This window comes from Streptomyces avidinii, assembly GCF_045161815.1.
In the GTDB taxonomy this organism is placed as follows: Bacteria; Actinomycetota; Actinomycetes; order Streptomycetales; family Streptomycetaceae; genus Streptomyces; species Streptomyces avidinii.
Map to the genome: position 1 here is coordinate 3,422,437 of NZ_CP108863.1, position 16,033 is coordinate 3,438,469.

At 73.0% G+C, this 16,033-nt stretch carries 18 protein-coding genes; 7 read left to right on the plus strand and 11 right to left on the minus strand.

What is annotated here, in order from left to right; translation table 11 throughout:
- Positions 1–143 precede the first annotated feature (143 nt).
- A complete protein-coding gene (locus OG373_RS14830) occupies positions 144–806 on the plus strand; it encodes an O-methyltransferase (protein WP_030385883.1) in 663 nt (220 codons plus the stop codon).
- A gap of 48 nt (positions 807–854) precedes the next feature.
- Here OG373_RS14830 and OG373_RS14835 read toward each other — a convergent pair whose 3' ends face one another.
- Together OG373_RS14835 and OG373_RS14840 are read right to left on the minus strand one after the other, a co-directional pair.
- Positions 855–1,472, minus strand: coding sequence for a hypothetical protein (locus OG373_RS14835; protein WP_405438739.1), 618 nt, complete (start codon positions 1,470–1,472; stop codon positions 855–857).
- 129 nt (positions 1,473–1,601) lie between these two features.
- Positions 1,602–1,769: a DUF3117 domain-containing protein gene (locus OG373_RS14840; RefSeq protein WP_003966491.1), complete on the minus strand. Its 168-nt coding sequence runs from the start codon at positions 1,767–1,769 to the stop codon at positions 1,602–1,604.
- 333 nt (positions 1,770–2,102) lie between these two features.
- On the opposite strand from OG373_RS14840, the gene OG373_RS14845 reads away from it, so the two are divergent.
- Complete coding sequence (locus tag OG373_RS14845; RefSeq protein ID WP_405438741.1) at positions 2,103–2,906, plus strand: enoyl-CoA hydratase/isomerase family protein; 804 nt, start codon at positions 2,103–2,105, stop codon at positions 2,904–2,906.
- Positions 2,907–2,930: 24 nt separating this feature from the next.
- On the opposite strand, the gene OG373_RS14850 is transcribed toward OG373_RS14845, so the two are convergent.
- Both OG373_RS14850 and OG373_RS14855 read right to left on the minus strand, forming a co-directional pair.
- Positions 2,931–3,515 carry a DNA-3-methyladenine glycosylase I gene (locus OG373_RS14850; RefSeq protein ID WP_405438742.1) on the minus strand — a complete coding sequence of 195 codons (585 nt, stop codon included), beginning with the start codon at positions 3,513–3,515 and terminating at the stop codon, positions 2,931–2,933.
- Entirely contained in the window at positions 3,512–3,868 is a 357-nt protein-coding gene (locus OG373_RS14855) for a DivIVA domain-containing protein (protein WP_397729223.1), read from the minus strand. The genes OG373_RS14850 and OG373_RS14855 overlap by 4 nt, the downstream gene beginning before the upstream one ends.
- Before the next feature lie 76 nt (positions 3,869–3,944).
- On the opposite strand from OG373_RS14855, the gene folP reads away from it, so the two are divergent.
- Positions 3,945–4,805, plus strand: coding sequence for a dihydropteroate synthase (folP, locus tag OG373_RS14860; protein WP_405438744.1), 861 nt, complete (start codon positions 3,945–3,947; stop codon positions 4,803–4,805).
- A 370-nt stretch (positions 4,806–5,175) separates the two neighbouring features.
- Here folP and OG373_RS14865 read toward each other — a convergent pair whose 3' ends face one another.
- Positions 5,176–5,943: a TIGR00730 family Rossman fold protein gene (locus tag OG373_RS14865; protein WP_397729225.1), complete on the minus strand. Its 768-nt coding sequence runs from the start codon at positions 5,941–5,943 to the stop codon at positions 5,176–5,178.
- 64 nt (positions 5,944–6,007) lie between these two features.
- Entirely contained in the window at positions 6,008–7,087 is a 1,080-nt protein-coding gene (dapE, locus tag OG373_RS14870) for a succinyl-diaminopimelate desuccinylase (RefSeq protein WP_397729227.1), read from the minus strand.
- An 87-nt stretch (positions 7,088–7,174) separates the two neighbouring features.
- Here dapE and OG373_RS14875 point away from each other — a divergent pair, with 87 nt between their 5' ends.
- Positions 7,175–8,155, plus strand: a complete 981-nt coding sequence (locus OG373_RS14875) for a hypothetical protein (protein WP_405438746.1) — start codon at positions 7,175–7,177, stop codon at positions 8,153–8,155.
- A gap of 252 nt (positions 8,156–8,407) precedes the next feature.
- On the plus strand, positions 8,408–8,752 hold the full coding sequence (locus tag OG373_RS14880; RefSeq protein WP_397729229.1) for an ATP-binding protein: 345 nt from the start codon (positions 8,408–8,410) through the stop codon (positions 8,750–8,752).
- 78 nt (positions 8,753–8,830) lie between these two features.
- Here the strand turns inward: OG373_RS14880 and dapC are convergent, their stop codons facing one another.
- On the minus strand, positions 8,831–9,925 hold the full coding sequence (dapC, locus tag OG373_RS14885) for a succinyldiaminopimelate transaminase (RefSeq protein ID WP_405438748.1): 1,095 nt from the start codon (positions 9,923–9,925) through the stop codon (positions 8,831–8,833).
- 109 nt (positions 9,926–10,034) lie between these two features.
- A complete protein-coding gene (gene fdxA, locus OG373_RS14890) occupies positions 10,035–10,364 on the minus strand; it encodes a ferredoxin (protein WP_030011906.1) in 330 nt (109 codons plus the stop codon).
- A gap of 117 nt (positions 10,365–10,481) precedes the next feature.
- Between fdxA and OG373_RS14895 the strand changes: the two genes are divergently transcribed.
- Positions 10,482–11,468 carry a GNAT family N-acetyltransferase gene (locus OG373_RS14895; protein ID WP_405438750.1) on the plus strand — a complete coding sequence of 329 codons (987 nt, stop codon included), beginning with the start codon at positions 10,482–10,484 and terminating at the stop codon, positions 11,466–11,468.
- Positions 11,465–12,259 (plus strand): tetratricopeptide repeat protein, encoded by a 795-nt coding sequence (locus OG373_RS14900; protein WP_405438752.1) that lies wholly within the window; start codon positions 11,465–11,467, stop codon positions 12,257–12,259. The genes OG373_RS14895 and OG373_RS14900 overlap by 4 nt, the downstream gene beginning before the upstream one ends.
- Positions 12,260–12,550: 291 nt before the next feature.
- Here OG373_RS14900 and OG373_RS14905 read toward each other — a convergent pair whose 3' ends face one another.
- From OG373_RS14905 to mshB, 3 genes are all read right to left on the minus strand, one after another.
- A complete protein-coding gene (locus OG373_RS14905; protein ID WP_405438753.1) occupies positions 12,551–14,407 on the minus strand; it encodes a peptidoglycan binding domain-containing protein in 1,857 nt (618 codons plus the stop codon).
- 343 nt (positions 14,408–14,750) lie between these two features.
- The gene (locus OG373_RS14910) at positions 14,751–15,134 is read right to left on the minus strand and encodes a DUF6113 family protein (protein ID WP_405438755.1); all 384 of its coding nucleotides are present in this window, start codon (positions 15,132–15,134) and stop codon (positions 14,751–14,753) included.
- A complete protein-coding gene (mshB, locus tag OG373_RS14915) occupies positions 15,131–16,024 on the minus strand; it encodes an N-acetyl-1-D-myo-inositol-2-amino-2-deoxy-alpha-D-glucopyranoside deacetylase (RefSeq protein ID WP_405438756.1) in 894 nt (297 codons plus the stop codon). Before mshB ends, OG373_RS14910 begins: the two co-directional genes overlap by 4 nt.
- Positions 16,025–16,033: the final 9 nt, after the last annotated feature.

Sequence of the window (16,033 nt, forward strand, 5' to 3'; positions counted from 1 at the left end):
TGCAGTATCTTTACGCGAGACTTAGGCCCGGGAGCGGTCCCCGCCGTCGATCTGCCCGGCGGCGTCCCTTCTGATCCCGCTTCCACCCTGCACAACGCCCGGTCCCATCTGCGGGTTCCCGACGTCAACGGATACAGTCACCGTTGCGCCAACTATGGGGACAGGAGAGGGTCATTACCGGCAACCGGCAGACGAGCTGGGCGTTCGCCGACGCGTTTGTCGCCGAGGACGACGCTCTGCGATGGGCCCGTGACCGGTCCAGGGAAGCGGGCCTGAGGTCCGTCTCCCCCGGGACCGGGGCCGCGCTGCGCCTGCTGGCCGCCACCGCGGACGCCAAGGCGGTCGCCGAGATCGGCACCGGAACCGGCGTCTCCGGCATCCACCTCCTGCACGGAATGCGCCCCGACGGGGTGCTGACCACCGTGGATCCCGAGGCGGACCGGCAGGCCTTCGCCCGCCAGGCCTTCCGCGCCGCCGGCTTCGCGGGCAACCGCGCCCGCTTCATCCCGGGCCGCGCCCTGGACGTACTGCCCCGGCTCGCCGACGGCGGGTACGACCTCGTCTTCTGCGACGGGGACCCCTCCGAGTCCCTCGACTACCTCGCCGAATCGTTGCGGCTGCTGCGCCCCGGCGGACTGGTGTGCTTCGAGGGGGTCTTCTCCGACGGCCGTACGGTCGACTCCGCGGCCCAGCCGGTGGAGGTGCTGCGCGTCCGCGAGCTGCTGCGCAGCGTCCGCGAGAGCCCCGCCCTGGAGGCCGCGCTGCTCCCGGTGGGCGACGGCCTGCTGTGCGCCGTGCGCCGCTGACGCGCTGAGCACCCGGGACCGCCCGCGGGTCCCGTCATCGGCTCGGGATCAGCTCAGGAGGGCGTAGGTGAGGGCGGCCGTGCCGCCGAGCGCGGTGCCGGCGAGGAGCTGGGCCGGGGTGTGCGCCTTCAGCGCCAGCCGGGACCAGCCCACGGCGGCGGCGACCAGGGCCGCGGGGAGCGCCGGGGCCCCGAGGACCAGCATCAGGATCATCACGGTGCCGCCGGCCACCGACATGTGGATCGATATCTGCCAGACGACCGTGACCAGCAGCGAGGACACGAGGCCCACCAGCATCGCGACGACGAGCGCGAACACCTCCCGGGGGGCGCCCAGGACGTGCAGGAGGGCGATCCCGGCAACGACGGAGACCAGGCTCAGGGCCATCGGGACGACCCGCTGGCGCCGCACCCGTATGTGCTGGTCGGTGAGCGCGCCCCGGCGGACGCCCAGGGCGATGATCCCGATCGGGACCACCCCGCAGAACAGGGCGGCGAACAGACCCCAGCCGAGGCCGGCCCAGGATCTGGTGCTGTGCCATCCGACGAGCAGCAGCAGCGCGACCACCAGGTTCGCCGGGGCCAGTACGTCGGAGAGGATCCGGGCGGCCTTCTGGCGGGGCGTGCAGTCGGCGAAGGCGGGCGGCGCGGGCGGGGCGAAGGTCACGGCACGGCTCCGGAATGCTCGGGTCCGGGGAGGACGACACAACGCTGCCCCGGCCGCGGATCGCGGTCGGGGCAGCGCAGAGAATGCAGAAACGCAGAAGGTGGAAGTGCTGTCAGTGTCCCCGGGGGGTCAGCCGACGACCTTCTTCAGGGCGTCACCCAGGGCGTCCGCCTCATCAGGGGTCAGCTCGACGACAAGCCGACCGCCGCCCTCGAGCGGTACGCGCATGACGATGCCCCGCCCCTCCTTGGTGACCTCGAGCGGGCCGTCGCCCGTCCGCGGCTTCATGGCCGCCATGCTCGTTCCCCTTCCTGAAACCAGCTCATCGTCAGCCGACGGCCCCATTCAGGCGCCTAGTACCCGGCATCGAACACATTGCTTCCCAGCCATTATCCCGCATGTCAGGACCCGATGACCAACATCGCCCGGGAACGCTTGCGCAACGCGCTCGGCCAAAACCACTCATTTCGGGGATCCGCCTGCGATACTTCGCCGCCGCACCCGGGAAGCGGCGTGCGCTTTCTTTGACGCACATCACATGTGCGTGCCACGTCCGGTCCGCCATGCTGACCTTTGTACCGGACAGTACCGACCGGTAGCCAAGCCCGCGACGAAGGGGGACCCCCTGCCATGGCCGACAGCGTGCTCTACGAAGTGACCGACGGACTCGCCACCATCACGATCAACCGCCCGGACGCGATGAACGCGATGAACACCGAGGCCAAGGTCGCCCTGCGCGACGCGGTCCGGGCGGCGGCCGCGGACGACGCGGTACGGGCCGTCCTGCTCACCGCGGCCGGCGACCGGGCCTTCTGCGTGGGCCAGGACCTCAAGGAGCACATCGGGAACCTCGCCTCGGACCGCGAGACCGGTTCCTCGCTGACCATGAGCACGGTCGCCGACCACTACAACCCGATCGTGCGGGCGCTCACCGAGATGCCGAAGCCCGTGGTGGCCGGGGTGAACGGCGTGGCGGCCGGAGCGGGCTTCGGCTTCGCGCTGGCGGCGGACTTCCGGGTCGTCGCCGACACCGCCTCCTTCAACACCTCGTTCGCCGGCGTGGCGCTGACCGCCGACTCCGGGGTCTCGTGGACCCTGCCCCGGCTGATCGGCGCCTCCCGCGCCTCGGACCTGCTGCTCTTCCCGCGTTCGATCAAGGCGCAGGAGGCGTACGAGCTCGGCATCGTCAACCGTCTGGTGCCCTCGGAGTCCCTGCACGCCGAGGCGGAGGCCGTGGCCCGCACCCTGGCCGCCGGCCCGACGGTCGCGTACGCCGCGCTGAAGGAGTCCCTGGCCTACGGGGCCTCCCACTCGCTCTCCGAGTCCCTGGCCCACGAGGACGCCCTCCAGACCCGTGCGGGGGCCTCCGAGGACCACGCCATCGCCGTCCAGGCCTTCCTGGCGAAGCAGCCGCCGAAGTACCTCGGCCGCTGAACCGCGCGCCGCGACCCGGCCCGGCTAGGCCGTGGCCGGGTCGCGGAAGGCGCAGCCGGCCAGGTGGTCGTTGACCAGCCCGCAGGCCTGCATCAGGGCGTAGGCCGTCGTGGGGCCGACGAAGCGGACGCCGGCCTTCTTCAGGGCCTTGGCGAGGGCCGTGGACTCCGGCGTGACCGCCGGGACCTCGGTGACCGTCGGCGGGGCAGCTCCCGGCTCCTCGGGGGCGTGGGACCAGATCAGGGTGTCCAGCTCCCCCTGCTCCCATCCGGCGAGGACCTTCGCGTTGGCCAGCGTCGCCTCGATCTTGGCCCGGTTGCGGATGATCCCCTCGTCGGACAGCAGCCGCTCGGCGTCGCGGTCGTCGAACTCCGCGACCGCCGCGATCGAGAAGTCGCGGAAGGCCTTGCGGAACCCCTCGCGGCGCCGAAGGATCGTCAGCCACGACAGCCCCGACTGGAAGGCCTCCAGGCACAGCCGCTCGTACAGGGCGTCGTCGCCGTGGACCGGCCGGCCCCACTCGGTGTCGTGGTAGGCGACGTAGTCCGGGGTGGACAGCCCCCACGGGCAGCGCAGCAGTCCGTCCGTGCCGGCCACCGGACCGCTCACCGCTCACCGCCCTTGCTGAGGTCGACGTGTCCGGGCGCGTCCGCCGGGGCGGCGTCCGCGGGCGCCGCCGCGGCCGTCAGCTGCGCGATCCGCGCGTCCCGCTCGGCCAGTTCGGCCGCGAGCCGTTCCAGTACGTCGTCCACCTCGGCCATCCGGTACCCGCGCGGGGCGACCGGCAGTCGCAGCGCGTCGATGTCCGCCCGCACCACGGGCCGGGTCTCCGGCAGCCCGTCCGCCACCCGGTCCGGCTCCGCTTCCGGCAGGACGGCCTCCGAGCCGCCGCCGATCACCGCCAGGGTGACCGCTGCCACGACCACGACCAGCGCGATCATCAAGAAGAAGAACACGATCAACTCCCCTGAGAGACTCCGGCCACCAGGTTAAGGTCGCTGGCGAGGCGCAAGGGTCGCCGAAGGAGGAAAGAGCAGGATGCTGCGACTGGGCAGGCGCGAGTTCGACACCCACGAGCCGGTGATCATGGCCATCGTGAACCGGACGCCGGACTCCTTCTACGACCAGGGCGCGACGTTCCGCGACGAGCCGGCGCTGGACCGGGTCGAACAAGCGATCGCCGAGGGTGCCGCGATCATCGACATCGGCGGGGTCAAGGCGGGCCCGGGCGAGCACGTGGACGCGGCCGAGGAGGCGCGGCGCACGGTCGGTTTCGTGGCCGAGGTCCGGCGCCGCCACCCGGACGTCGTGATCAGTGTGGACACCTGGCGGCACGAGGTCGGCGAGGCGGTGTGCGAGGCGGGCGCCGATGTCCTCAACGACGCCTGGGGCGGCGTGGACCCGAAGCTGGCGGAGGTCGCCGCCCGCTACGGCGCGGGCCTGGTCTGCACCCACGCGGGCGGTGTCGAACCGCGCACCCGGCCGCACCGGATCGCGTACGAGGACGTCGTGGAGGACGTCCTGCGCGTGACGGTCGGGCTGGCGGAGCGGGCGGCGGCGCTGGGCGTCCGCCGGGACGCCATCATGATCGACCCCGGTCACGACTTCGGGAAGAACACCCGGCACTCGCTGGAGGCCACGCGCCGCCTGGACGAGATGACGGCGACGGGGTGGCCGGTGCTGGTCTCCCTGTCCAACAAGGACTTCGTCGGGGAGACCCTCGACAAGCCGGTCAAGGAGCGCCTGCTGGGCACCCTGGCCACGACGGCGGTCTCGGCCTGGCTCGGCGCGCAGGTCTACCGCGTCCACGAAGTCGAGGAGACCCGGCAGATCCTGGACATGGTCCGCTCGATCCAGGGCCACCGGCCCCCGGCGGTCGCCCGCCGCGGCCTGGCCTGAAGCCCCGACGGCCGGAGGCCGGCGCAGCCGCCCGAAGCCGGTGAGGCGCCCCGGCGCCGCACCGCGCGAGCGCGGCGTCGAGAAGGAGGCATGGTCCGCTCGATCCAGGGCCACCGACCCCCGGCGGTCGCCCGCCGCGGCCTGGCCTGAAGCCCCGACGGCCGGAGGCCGGCGCAGCCGCCCGAAGCCGGTGAGGCGCCCCGGCGCCGCACCGCGCGAGCGCGGCGTCGAGAAGGAGGCATGGTCCGCTCGATCCAGGGCCACCGGCCCCCGGCGGTCGCCCGCCGCGGCCTGGCCCGAGGCCGGGGCGGCCGGGGGCCTTCCGGTGCCGGGTCGGGGCCCGGGCCGGATACGGCCCGGGCCGGGGGTGCTACTTGCCGACTTCCTTCGTCACCAGCGCGATCGCCTCGTCCACGTCGTCCGTGACGTGGAACAGGTAGAGGTCCTTCTCCGAGGCCTTGCCCTGGGCGATGACCGTGCCCTTGAGCCAGTCGATCAGGCCGCTCCAGTACTCCGTGCCGAACAGCACGATCGGGAAGCGGGTGATCTTCTGGGTCTGCACCAGGGTCAGCGCCTCGAACAGCTCGTCCAGGGTGCCCAGGCCGCCCGGCAGGACCACGAAGCCCTGGCTGTACTTCACGAACATCGTCTTGCGGACGAAGAAGTACCGGAAGTTCAGCCCGAGATCGACGTGCTGGTTGAGCCCCTGCTCGAAGGGGAGCTCGATGCCGAGACCGACCGAGATGCCGTTCGCCTCGCGGGCACCCCGGTTGGCCGCCTCCATGGCTCCCGGACCGCCACCGGTGATCACGGCGAAGCCGGCGTCGACCAGCGCGCTGCCGATCCGTACGCCCGCGTCGTACTCGGGCGAGCCCTCAGGTGTGCGGGCCGAGCCGAACACGCTGATCGCGGGCGGCAGCTCGGCGAGCGTGCCGAAGCCCTCGATGAACTCCGACTGGATGCGCAGGACCCGCCAGGGATCGGTGTGCACCCACTCGGAGGGCCCGGCGGAATCCAGCAGCCGCTGGTCCGTCGTACTGCCCGCCTGCACCTGACTGCGCCTCCTCAGCACCGGCCCGAGCTGCTGCTCCTCGGGCCGACGACGAGCGGAACCCTCGGGACTGCCGTGGTTGCCCATGCTGTGCTCCCTCCTGCTGATCGTTGGATCAGGGTAGGCGCACAAAGGTGACGAGAAGCGGAATTCAGGAGGTCAGCCAGGCGCGAAGTCGTTCCTCGCAGTGCAGGATCGCCTTCGTCTCGACGCGTTCGTCGACCTTGTGCGCCAGCAGGGCGTCGCCCGGGCCGTAGTTGACCGCCGGAACGCCGAGGGCGCTGAAGCGGGAGACGTCCGTCCAGCCGAACTTGGGCATCGCCCGGCCGCCGACCGCCTCCATGAAGGCCGCGGCCGCCGGGTGGGACAGGCCCGGGAGGGCGCCGCCCGAGGAGTCGTCGACCACGAACTCGGCGATGTCGCAGTCCGCGAACACCTCCCGTACGTGGGCCAGGGCCTCGGCCTCGGTGCGGTCGGGGGCGTAGCGGAAGTTGACCGTCACCGTGCACGCGTCGGGGATGACGTTGTTGGCGACGCCGCCCTCGATGCGCACCGCGTTGAGGCCCTCGTGGTACTCCAGGCCGTCGATGACCGGCTTGCGCGGCTCGTACGCGGCGAGCTTGGCCAGGATCGGGCTCGCCGAGTGGATGGCGTTGGAGCCCATCCAGCTGCGGGCGGAGTGGGCGCGCTCGCCGGCGGTGCGCAGCAGCACACGCAGGGTGCCCTGGCAGCCGCCCTCGACCTCGGCGTTCGAGGGTTCCAGCAGGACCGCGAAGTCGCCCGTCAGCCAGTCGGGGTGGGCGCCTGCGACCTTGCCGAGGCCGTTGAGGTCGGCGGCTACCTCCTCCTGGTCGTAGAAGACGAAGGTGAGGTCCCGGTTCGGCTCGGGCACGGTCGCGGCGATGCGCAGCTGCACGGCGACACCGGACTTCATGTCGGTGGTGCCGCAGCCCCACAGCACGTCGTTCTCGTCGAGGCGGGAGGGGACGTTGTCGGCGATCGGCACGGTGTCGAGGTGGCCGGCGAGTACGACGCGCTCGCCGCGGCCGAGGTTCGTGCGGGCGACGACGTTGTTGCCGAAGCGGTCCACGGTGAGGTGCGCCAAGCCGCGCAACGCGTGTTCCACGAGGTCGGCGAGTACCTTCTCGTCGCCGCTCACGGACGGAATGTCGACGAGCCGGGCGGTCAGCTCGGCGGCGTCCTGGGTGAGGTCCAGCTCGGATTCGGACATGGACCTGACCCTAACGCCCCGGGCTGCGGCAAAGCCTCGTACGTCCGGCCGGTGGACGCGTCATATGGCTCAAGTACGGTGGGCCGCGTGTCCGAGACCCGTGAACCCCGTCCTCGTCGCCGCCGCCGGCTGCTCCGGGCGGCCGTCGGCCTGTTCGTTCTCCTTGCGGTGGCCGGCTACTTCGCCGTGCAGCGTGATTCGAACGGTGGTGGCGGTGCCCCGTTCTGCGTGGCCAGCGCGGATCCGGTCGGTGAGGACGGAACCTCCGAATCATACGAAATGTCTCCGGAGCAGGCGGCGAACGCGGCGACGATAGCGGCCGTCGGCGTCGCCAAGGGCCTGCCGGACCGGGCCGTGACCATCGCGCTGGCGACCGCCATGCAGGAGTCCGCGCTGCGCAACCTCGACCACGGCGACCGGGACTCGCTGGGCCTGTTCCAGCAGCGGCCCTCGATGGGCTGGGGCACCCCGGAGCAGATCACGGACCCGGTCTATTCGGCCGGAATCTTCTACGACCACCTCGTGGACGTGGAGGGGTACTCGCGGCTTCCGCTGACGGTGGCCGCGCAGAAGGTGCAGCGCAGCGGGTTCCCGCAGGCGTACGCGAAGCACGAGCCGGACGCGACGGTGCTGACGGCGGCCTTCGCCGGCGGCGGCACCCTGAACTGCGGCGGGCCCGCGCCGGCGGGGCCGGGCGACCCGGAGCGGGTACGGGCCGACCTGATCCGGATCTTCGGCAAGGACGGGATGCACACGCTCCCCCCGCAGGGCGGCCAGGCCGGCCGGAACAGCGGCGGGGGCCAGGCGGCCCCGGAGGCCGAGGTCACCCTGGTGGAGAAGAAGGGCGGCGATGAGGCCGTGGTCCGCCGCAGCCGGGCCATGGCCCACTGGGCGGTGGCCAACGCGAAGGCGATGGGCATCTCCCGGGTGTCGTACGACCGGCACGGCTGGATCGGCGGGCAGGACCGGGGACGGTGGCAGGACATGGACGGGGCGGGGGCCAAGAACGGCGAGGAGGATCCGTACGGCGCGCGGCCGGGCGAGGTACGGATCTTCATGGCCCGCTGATCCGCTCCGCCCGGGGCACGCGCCGGGGGCGCCCGGCCTCACGTGCGAGTGATCACCCCTGCGGGGGGATCCGTGTAGCGGGTCACCGATCCCGGATTCGGACGGAACCCCAGGTCGGCGCGCATCCAGTGCGCTTTTCGCGGAAGCCGATTAAACGATGCGTTACCGATCCTTTACCCACCGGCACCGCAACTCCACCCGCCCCGGAAGCGGTTAGCAGGGCGTACTCAGCCGCTACCGCTTAGGAGCAACATGTCTCTCCCCCTGACCCGTCGGATCGCCCGTGCCGCGCTGCTGATCGCAGCCGGGGCAGCGCCCGTGGTCGGTGCGGCCGGCGCGGCCAGTGCCGCCGGTCTGGAGTCCGTGCCGCAGCTGGGCCAGCTCACCGCCGCGGACGGCGCCGCGACCACGGACGCGGCCACGGACGCCGTGGGTGGCGCCACCAAGACCCTGCCGGCCCCCGCGGCCGACGTGGCCGGCACCGCGCAGGGCCTGCTCGGCGGGCTGCCCGCGGCGCAGGAGCTGCCGGTCTCCTCGCTGCCGACGTCCGGTGTCCTGCCGGCGGGACTGCCCGGTGGCCTGCCGCCGGTCGGCTGACGCCGCAGTAAGCGCCGAGGGGGCCGGGAGTGCGAACTCCCGGCCCCCTCGGGCGTTTGCGCCGCACGGGCCGGCCGGTCAGCCGAGGCGCTTGACCGCCGCCTCCACGCGCTCGTCGGTGGCGGTGAAGGCCACCCGCACGAACCGCGCGCCCGCCTCGCCGTAGAAGTCGCCCGGCGCGACCAGGATGCCCAGGCCCGCGAGGTGGGCGACGGTGTCCCAGCAGGGCTCGTCGCGGGTGACCCAGAGGTAGAGGCTGGCCTCGCTGTGCTCGACCCGGAAGCCGTGTGCCTCCAGGGCCGCGCGCAGGGCCGCGCGGCGGGCCGCGTAGCGCTCGCGCTGCTCCTCGACGTGGGCGTCGTCGCCGAGCGCTGCGACGGTGGCCGCCTGCACCGGGGCGGGGGTCATCATGCCGCCGTGCTTGCGGATCTCCAGCAGCTCACCCAGCACGTCCGCGTCACCGGCGACGAAGGCGGCCCGGTAGCCGGCCAGGTTGGAGCGCTTGGAGAGGGAGTGGACCGCGACGATGCCCTCGTACGAGCCTCCGCACACGTCGTCGTGGAGTACGGAGACGGGCTCGGCCTCCCAGCCCAGCTCCAGGTAGCACTCGTCGCTGAAGAGCAGGATCCCGTGCTCGCGCGCCCAGGCCACGATCCGGACGAGCTCCTCCTTGGCGAGGACCTTGCCCGTGGGGTTGGACGGGGAGTTGAGCCACAGCAGCTTCACGCCGGCCGGGTCGAGCCGGGTCGGGTCGTCGTAGACGACGGCCTCGGCGCCGCACAGCCGCGCGCCGACCTCGTACGTCGGGTAGGCGAGCCGGGGGTAGGCGACCTTGTCGCCGGCGCCCAGGCCCAGCTGGGTCGGCAGCCAGGCCACCAGCTCCTTGGATCCGACGACCGGCAGGACGTTGCGGTGCTCGGCGGCGCTCGCCCCGAGGCGTCCGCGCACCCAGCCGGTGATCGCGTCGCGCAGGGCGACCGTGCCCCACACCGTCGGGTAGCCCGGGGAGTCGGCCGCCTCGATCAGGGCGCGCCGGATCAGCTGCGGGACCGGGTCCACGGGCGTGCCGACCGACAGGTCGACGATGCCGTCCGCGTGGGCCGCCGCCGTGGCCTTGTACGGCTCCAGCTTGTCCCAGGGGAAGGCGGGAAGACGGTCGGATACTGCGGCCACGGTGGTCTCTGCTCTCTCTGAGTGCTGGTGTGTACGGGTGCCGGAAAACACGTCGGTCCCGTGCGGCGGGAAGGCCGTACGGGACCGAGGGGCGCGTCTGACGTAAGGGTCAGTGCTCGCCGTTGATACCGGCGGGCAGCGCCGCGACGAAGGGGTGGTCGCGCTCGATCAGGCCCAGCTTGGAGGCACCACCGGGCGAACCGAGCTCGTCGAAGAACTCGACGTTCGCCTTGTAGTAGTCCTTCCACTCTTCCGGAGTGTCGTCCTCGTAGAAGATGGCCTCGACCGGGCAGACCGGCTCACACGCGCCACAGTCGACGCACTCGTCCGGGTGGATGTACAAGGACCGCTGGCCCTCGTAGATGCAGTCGACGGGGCACTCTTCGATGCATGCCTTGTCCTTGACGTCGACACAAGGCTCCGCGATGACGTAGGTCACGCTCTCGTTCCTCCTCGGTAGGGCTTTCCATATCGCGCGGGAGCGCGGCGTCGTCGATGCCCGCACCTAGTATCTCCGTTCCCGGGCACGATCCGAACAGGAGGGGCGGACAGAGCTGTGGAAATCACTGCCGGAGGGCTGCTGGAGGTCCGAATCACCCCGGCTGACGTGGGTAAACGAGTCTCTGTACGACGGGTGGAGGCCGGACTGAGCGGATCACCCGAGTTCACGGACACGGTCGGGGTTCTCACATCCTGGGACCAGGGTGTGCTGCTGATCACAAAGAAGAACGGACAGTCCGTCCGTATCGCGGAATCCTCGCTGGTGGCGGGCAAGATCGTGCCTCCGGCGCCGGCCCGGCGGCGGGGTCCCGCGGCCTCCTTCGAGGAGCTGTCGAGGGTCGCGGCGCGGGCCTGGCAGCCGCTGGAGAGCGAGCAGCTGGGCGGGTGGACGCTGCGGGCGGCCGCCGGTTTCACCCGGCGGGCCAACTCCGTCCTGCCGGTCGGCGACCCGGGCATACCGCTGGACGATGCACTCGCTCGAGTGACCGCCTGGTATGCGGAACGATCCCTTCCGGCCTATGTGCAGGTCGCGACGGGGGCCGCCGGCACCCAGGAGATGCTCGCTGCGGAGCTGGAGCGGCGCGGCTGGGTGTCCGAGGTGTCGGCGGAGGTACGGATCGGCGCGCTGGCGCCGGTGGGCGACGTGGACGCGCCCGCGGCCGAGGCCGTACGTCTGACCCGTGCCCCGGACGAGGACTGGCTCGGGCGCTACGGGAAGGTGAGCGACCCGGACCTGGCCCGGCGGATGCTGGTGGAGGGGCCGTCGGTGTGGTTCGCGGCGCTGCCCGGCGGCCGGGCCGTCGGACGGTGCGTGGTGGACGGCCGGTGGGCCGGCTTCGCGGCGGTGACGGTCGATCCCGCGCACCGCCGGGAGGGCCTGGCGACGGCGGTGATGGCCGCGCTGGCCCGGCGGGCGCTGGAGGAGGGCGCGTCGGCGGCGTGGCTCCAGGTCGAGACGGACAATCCGGGGGCGCTGGCGCTGTACGACGGGCTGGGCTTCGCCACGCACCACACGTACCACCACTACCGGGCGGCGGCGTGAGTCCGGCGGCCCGGCGGGAGCAGTTCGCGGCCGAGGCCCGCGCCGAGCGGCCCGACCTGGCGCTGCTGTGCCTGCTGCTGGCCGCCGAGGGCGATCCGGAGCTGGACGAGCGGGCCATGGACTGGGCGCAGATCGAACTGGACCGGCTGGCCGGGATGCTGCCGTACGGGCTGCGCGGCGGGCGGGCGTGGGCGAACGCGGTGACGGAACTGCTGGGCGGGCGCCTCGGGTTCCACGGCACCCCGGCGGACTACGACCGGCTGTCGTCCTCGCTGCTGCACGAGGTACTGAGGCGGCGGCGCGGGCTGCCGATCCTGCTGTCGGTGGTGTGGCTGGAGGTGGCCCGCCGGGCCGGGGCGCCGGTGTACGGGCTGGGGCTGCCGGGGCACTTCGTGGTGGGCTTCGGCGACCCGGAGGAGGGCGTGGTGGTGGACCCGTTCGCGGGCGGCGCCTCCCTGGGCACCGGGCCGGCGGAGCTGGCGTCGGGGCCGCGCGAGCCGGCCCGGACGCTGGACATCGTGCTGCGGATCCTGGCCAACATCCGGGCGTGGGCCGCGGCCCGCCCCGAGCAGTCGGGGGTGGCTCTGTGGGCGGTGGAGCTGTCGCTGCTGCTGCCCTCGCATCCGGCGGCGCTGCGGTACGAGCGGGCGCGGCTGCTGGTGGAACGGGGTTCCTTCCGGGAGGGGGCGGCCGAGCTGGACGCGTACGCCGGGGTGGTGTCCGCGGTGGACGCCGACGCGGCGGCCCGCATCCACGCGGAGGCCGCCTCCGCCCGCGCCCTGCTGAACTGACCGGGGCTCCGCCGGGGCCGCTCCGGCCTCGTGCGTACCGGATGACCGGCGTCGTGCGGCGGACGTGACAGTGCCCCGCCCGGATCCGGGCGGGGGCACTGGCCGGTCCGAGACGGCCTGGGACGGCCAGGTCGTCTCTTTCGGATCTTGTCGGTCAGGTCCGCGTCGTCCGGTGCCGTGCCTCGGCGTGCTGCCGGGGCTGCCGTGTACTGGACGTACTCGGTTGCCCCGGCAGTGCGGCGAGGTGCGGCACCGGGCGTCGCGGACCCGGCAAGATCCGGAAGAGACGGCCTAGCTGGGGTTGGTGTCGACGACCACGGTGCGCTCGGCCGTGGTCTTGCCGCGCAGCGCCTTGCCGAGGGCGCCGGCGATGTCCTGCGGGGTGACGGCCGTCTTGTCACCGGTGCCGCGGGTGATCAGGATCCCGTCGAAGGTGTTCCCGTAGGTCGCCTTCAGCGCCTCCAGGTCGAACTTCTCCGTCATGCGGCCGTCCACGGGCGACATGCTGAGGAACTTCGGCAGGGACTTGCTGCCGAACGCGATGGACTTGGGGCCCACCTTGACGACGGCGTTGGCGGACATCGCGGGCTCGGCGAACTCCTTCATGGCCCGGTCCAGTTCGGCCTGGCCGACGGACGGCGGCTTGGTGGTGGTCGGCAGTTCGGCCACGGCCGCCTTGCCGGTGGCGACCTGGTCCTTGAAGGCCTTGACCACCAGCTGGACGGAGGCGTCCACGTCCAGCGTGGTGCCGGGGGCGCCGGGGACGGCGACGGCCTTCCCGGTGTCGAACTTGATCGTGGCCTCGGTGACCGATCCGGCCGTGCCCGCGAGCTCCTGGAGCGCGACCTGGAGCTTCTCCTCGTCGGTCGGCATCACGGGTTCGGCGACGCGCTCGTTGCCGAGGAGCGAGCCGATGACCGTGATCGGGTTGTAGTCGCTGCCGGCCGCGTTGCGGACGGTGGTCTGGGCGTCCAGGGTCAGGCCGGCCTTGTCGGGCTTCAGCTCGACCGGCTTGCCGCCCACGCTGAGCCGGATCGGGGCGCCGGCGCGGGTGCCGAAGGCCGTCTGGAGCTTGGAGACGGCCTCGTCACGGCTGCCGCTGATGTCGACGCCGAGCACGGTGGTGCCCTTGGGGACGTCGGAGTGGTTCAGGAGCAGCCCGGCGCCGTAGGCCACGCCGACGAGGCCGAAGAGGGCGCCGCCGAGCAGGACCAGCTTGGAGCGGCCCTTCTTTGCGGGCTTGGCGGCCTTGGCAGTGGCCTTCCGCTGCGCGGACCCGGAGCGAGAGGAGGCCGGCGCGGGCGCCGGTACCGGGGTGGGCAGCGGGCCGTCCAGGTCGGGGCCGGGCCACTGCGGAGCCTCGTCGAAACCGGGCGCGCCGGCCGGGCCGCCGCCGGGGCCGGTCCCGAAGCCGGGGCCGCCGGTGGGTCCGGCGGGGCCGCCGCCGTAGGCCGGGAAGGCCTCGGTGACGGGGCCGGAGTCGACCATGTCGTTCCCGTACGCGGGGAAGCCCTGGGTCGCGCCGACGCCCGGGCCGCCGGGCCGCGGGGCCGTGGGGGCGGGCGCGGGGGCCTGGGCGAAGCCCTGGCCGTAGTCCGTCACCGGCGGCGGCGAGTTGCGCGGCGGCGCGAAGGCGGCGTCCGGCGCGGGCACCGGCGGGGCCTGGGTGCGCGGCGGCGCGGCGTAGCCCGCGCCGGGCCCGGCCGGCGGCGGGGTGGGCGTCGGGGTCGGCGTCGGGGACGGCGTCCGGGTGGGCAACGGCCGCTGGGCGGCAGGCATCGGGGCCGCGGCGGGGGCCGGTGTCTGGGCGGCCGGCTTGCGCGGGGCGAACCAGTTGCTGGCCGGCTCCTCGGCCCCGGCCGGGGCGGGCGCCGACGGCTGGGCACGCTCCGGCTCCGGCGCGGCCTCGATGCGGGTCGGCTGCGGCCCCCGCCGCTGCGCGAGCGGCGGCCCGGCCGCCGGAGCGGCCTTCGACTCGGGGGCGGCCTGCGTCCCGTCACCGGCCGGGCCCGAGTTGGTGCCCATCGCCTTGCGCACGACCACCGGCGGGATCGGCCGCGAACCGGGGATGTTGATCCGGATCCGGGTCGTCAGGGTGGTCTCGGTCTTGGGCCCGTCGGAATCGGGCGTGGACGGCTTCGAGGTCACAGAGTTCTCCTCCGGAGCGGTCGCCGCAGCGTCCGTGGACGGGTACTGGCCGGTTCCATACGGCGGTGTCCCCGAGGGGTAGGCGGCTCCACCGTGCCCCTTGGGCCCGGAGGACGAACTGTCGGTTTCACGACTCAAGGCAGGTTCTCCCGGTTGGCTCCGCCGCCCGTCATACCGTGCGCGGGCAGCTCGGCGGCCCGTCCACCATACTGGCCGTCGCCCGCACGCAACTGACTGCCGGGAATCAGGGGTTCCTCATAGCCCCCGCCAAACCCCTCTGAACCGCCCGGCGAGCCCCTGCACGCTTCCCCCGGCGGATGCCCCTACGAGGTCCGACACCACGTCACTTGGCAGGCCGCGCGGCCGAAACCGGCCGATCCAGCGGGCCGCGCATCGTGGCACACATCACAGCGAGAACGGTTCCACCCAAAAGGTAGACGTACATGCCGATTCCGGACGAACTGAGGAGGAAGTCTCCCTCGGGGCGCGGAATGCTGAGCATCACGTACGAGAGGAACCAGCCGGCCGCGGCGCCGCCCACGCCGAAGCCGGTCCCGAGGGCGATCCGCCCCCCGAGGAACAGCCCGAGGACCGCCAGCAGGGCGAGCAGCAGACCGCCGGGGAACCACAGGTCCACCACCAGCCAGCCGGCCGCGCCGGTCAGCGTGCCCAGGACGAGCAGGGCCAGGCAGCCGGCGATGCGTCCGGCCGTCACCGCGCCGCTCATGCCTGCACCCCCGCGAAGAGGTCGTGCTCGCGCTCGCCCGCCGGGACGCCCGCCATGCCCTCGACCAGTTCGTAGTACTCGCGGGTGAAGAGCGGCTGCGCCAGGTCGTTGGAGAGGGCGAAGAAGGGCCCGTCCACGGCGATCTGGGTGGCGTGGGCCCGCATGGCGGCCGCCTTCGCCGCCACGAAGGTGTCCTTGGCGTCGATCTCGGTGGTGATCCGCTCGTCGGCGACGACCCCCGGCACGTCCTCGGGCGAGCCCACCCCGGGGAAGGGCACCTCGCCGACGGAGCGCAGCCGGGCGAAGCCCTCCTCGACCACCGAGCGCGGGACGCGGTTCCAATAGATCTTCCCGACCGCGTGGGGCGCCCCGAGGTCGCGCCGGAAGGCGGCCTCCGCGGCCAGTTCGGCGGCGCGCATGGCGACCCGGTGGGCCTGGATGTGGTCGGGGTGCCCGTATCCGCCGTCCGGGTCGTAGGTGACGAGCACCTGCGGGCGCAGCTCCCGGATCACCTCCACGAGGTACGCGGCGGCCTCGTCCACGTCTGCGGACCAGAAGGCCTCGGGGCGGTGGTTCTGCGGGGCGCCCATCATCCCGGAGTCGCGGAAGCGGCCGGGGCCGCCGAGGAACCGGTGGTCGTGGACCCCCAGTTCGGCCATGGCCGCGGCGAGCTCGCCGACGCGGTGGGCGCCGAGGGTGTCGTCGCGGTCGGCCGCCAGATGGGCGAGGCCGGGCGGGATGACCTCACCCTCCTCGCCGAGGGTGCAGGTCACCAGCGCGACGTGGGCACCCTCGGCCGCGTACTTGGCCATGGTGACGCCGTTGTTGATCGACTCGTCGTCGGGGTGCGCGTGCACGAGGAGCAGACGACGGGCAGGAAGACCGTTCATGGGGCCCAG

What these genes read in the sequence shown, in the direction of transcription:
- OG373_RS14910 (WP_405438755.1), bottom strand. Translation starts at nt 15,134, where the DNA reads ATGAGCGGCGCGGTGACGGCCGGACGCATCGCCGGCTGCCTGGCCCTG.
- mshB (WP_405438756.1), bottom strand. Translation starts at nt 16,024, where the DNA reads ATGAACGGTCTTCCTGCCCGTCGTCTGCTCCTCGTGCACGCGCACCCC.
- OG373_RS14845 (WP_405438741.1), top strand. Translation starts at nt 2,103, where the DNA reads ATGGCCGACAGCGTGCTCTACGAAGTGACCGACGGACTCGCCACCATC.
- folP (WP_405438744.1), top strand. Translation starts at nt 3,945, where the DNA reads ATGCTGCGACTGGGCAGGCGCGAGTTCGACACCCACGAGCCGGTGATC.
- OG373_RS14840 (WP_003966491.1), bottom strand. Translation starts at nt 1,769, where the DNA reads ATGGCGGCCATGAAGCCGCGGACGGGCGACGGCCCGCTCGAGGTCACC.
- OG373_RS14865 (WP_397729225.1), bottom strand. Translation starts at nt 5,943, where the DNA reads ATGGGCAACCACGGCAGTCCCGAGGGTTCCGCTCGTCGTCGGCCCGAG.
- OG373_RS14880 (WP_397729229.1), top strand. Translation starts at nt 8,408, where the DNA reads ATGTCTCTCCCCCTGACCCGTCGGATCGCCCGTGCCGCGCTGCTGATC.
- dapE (WP_397729227.1), bottom strand. Translation starts at nt 7,087, where the DNA reads ATGTCCGAATCCGAGCTGGACCTCACCCAGGACGCCGCCGAGCTGACC.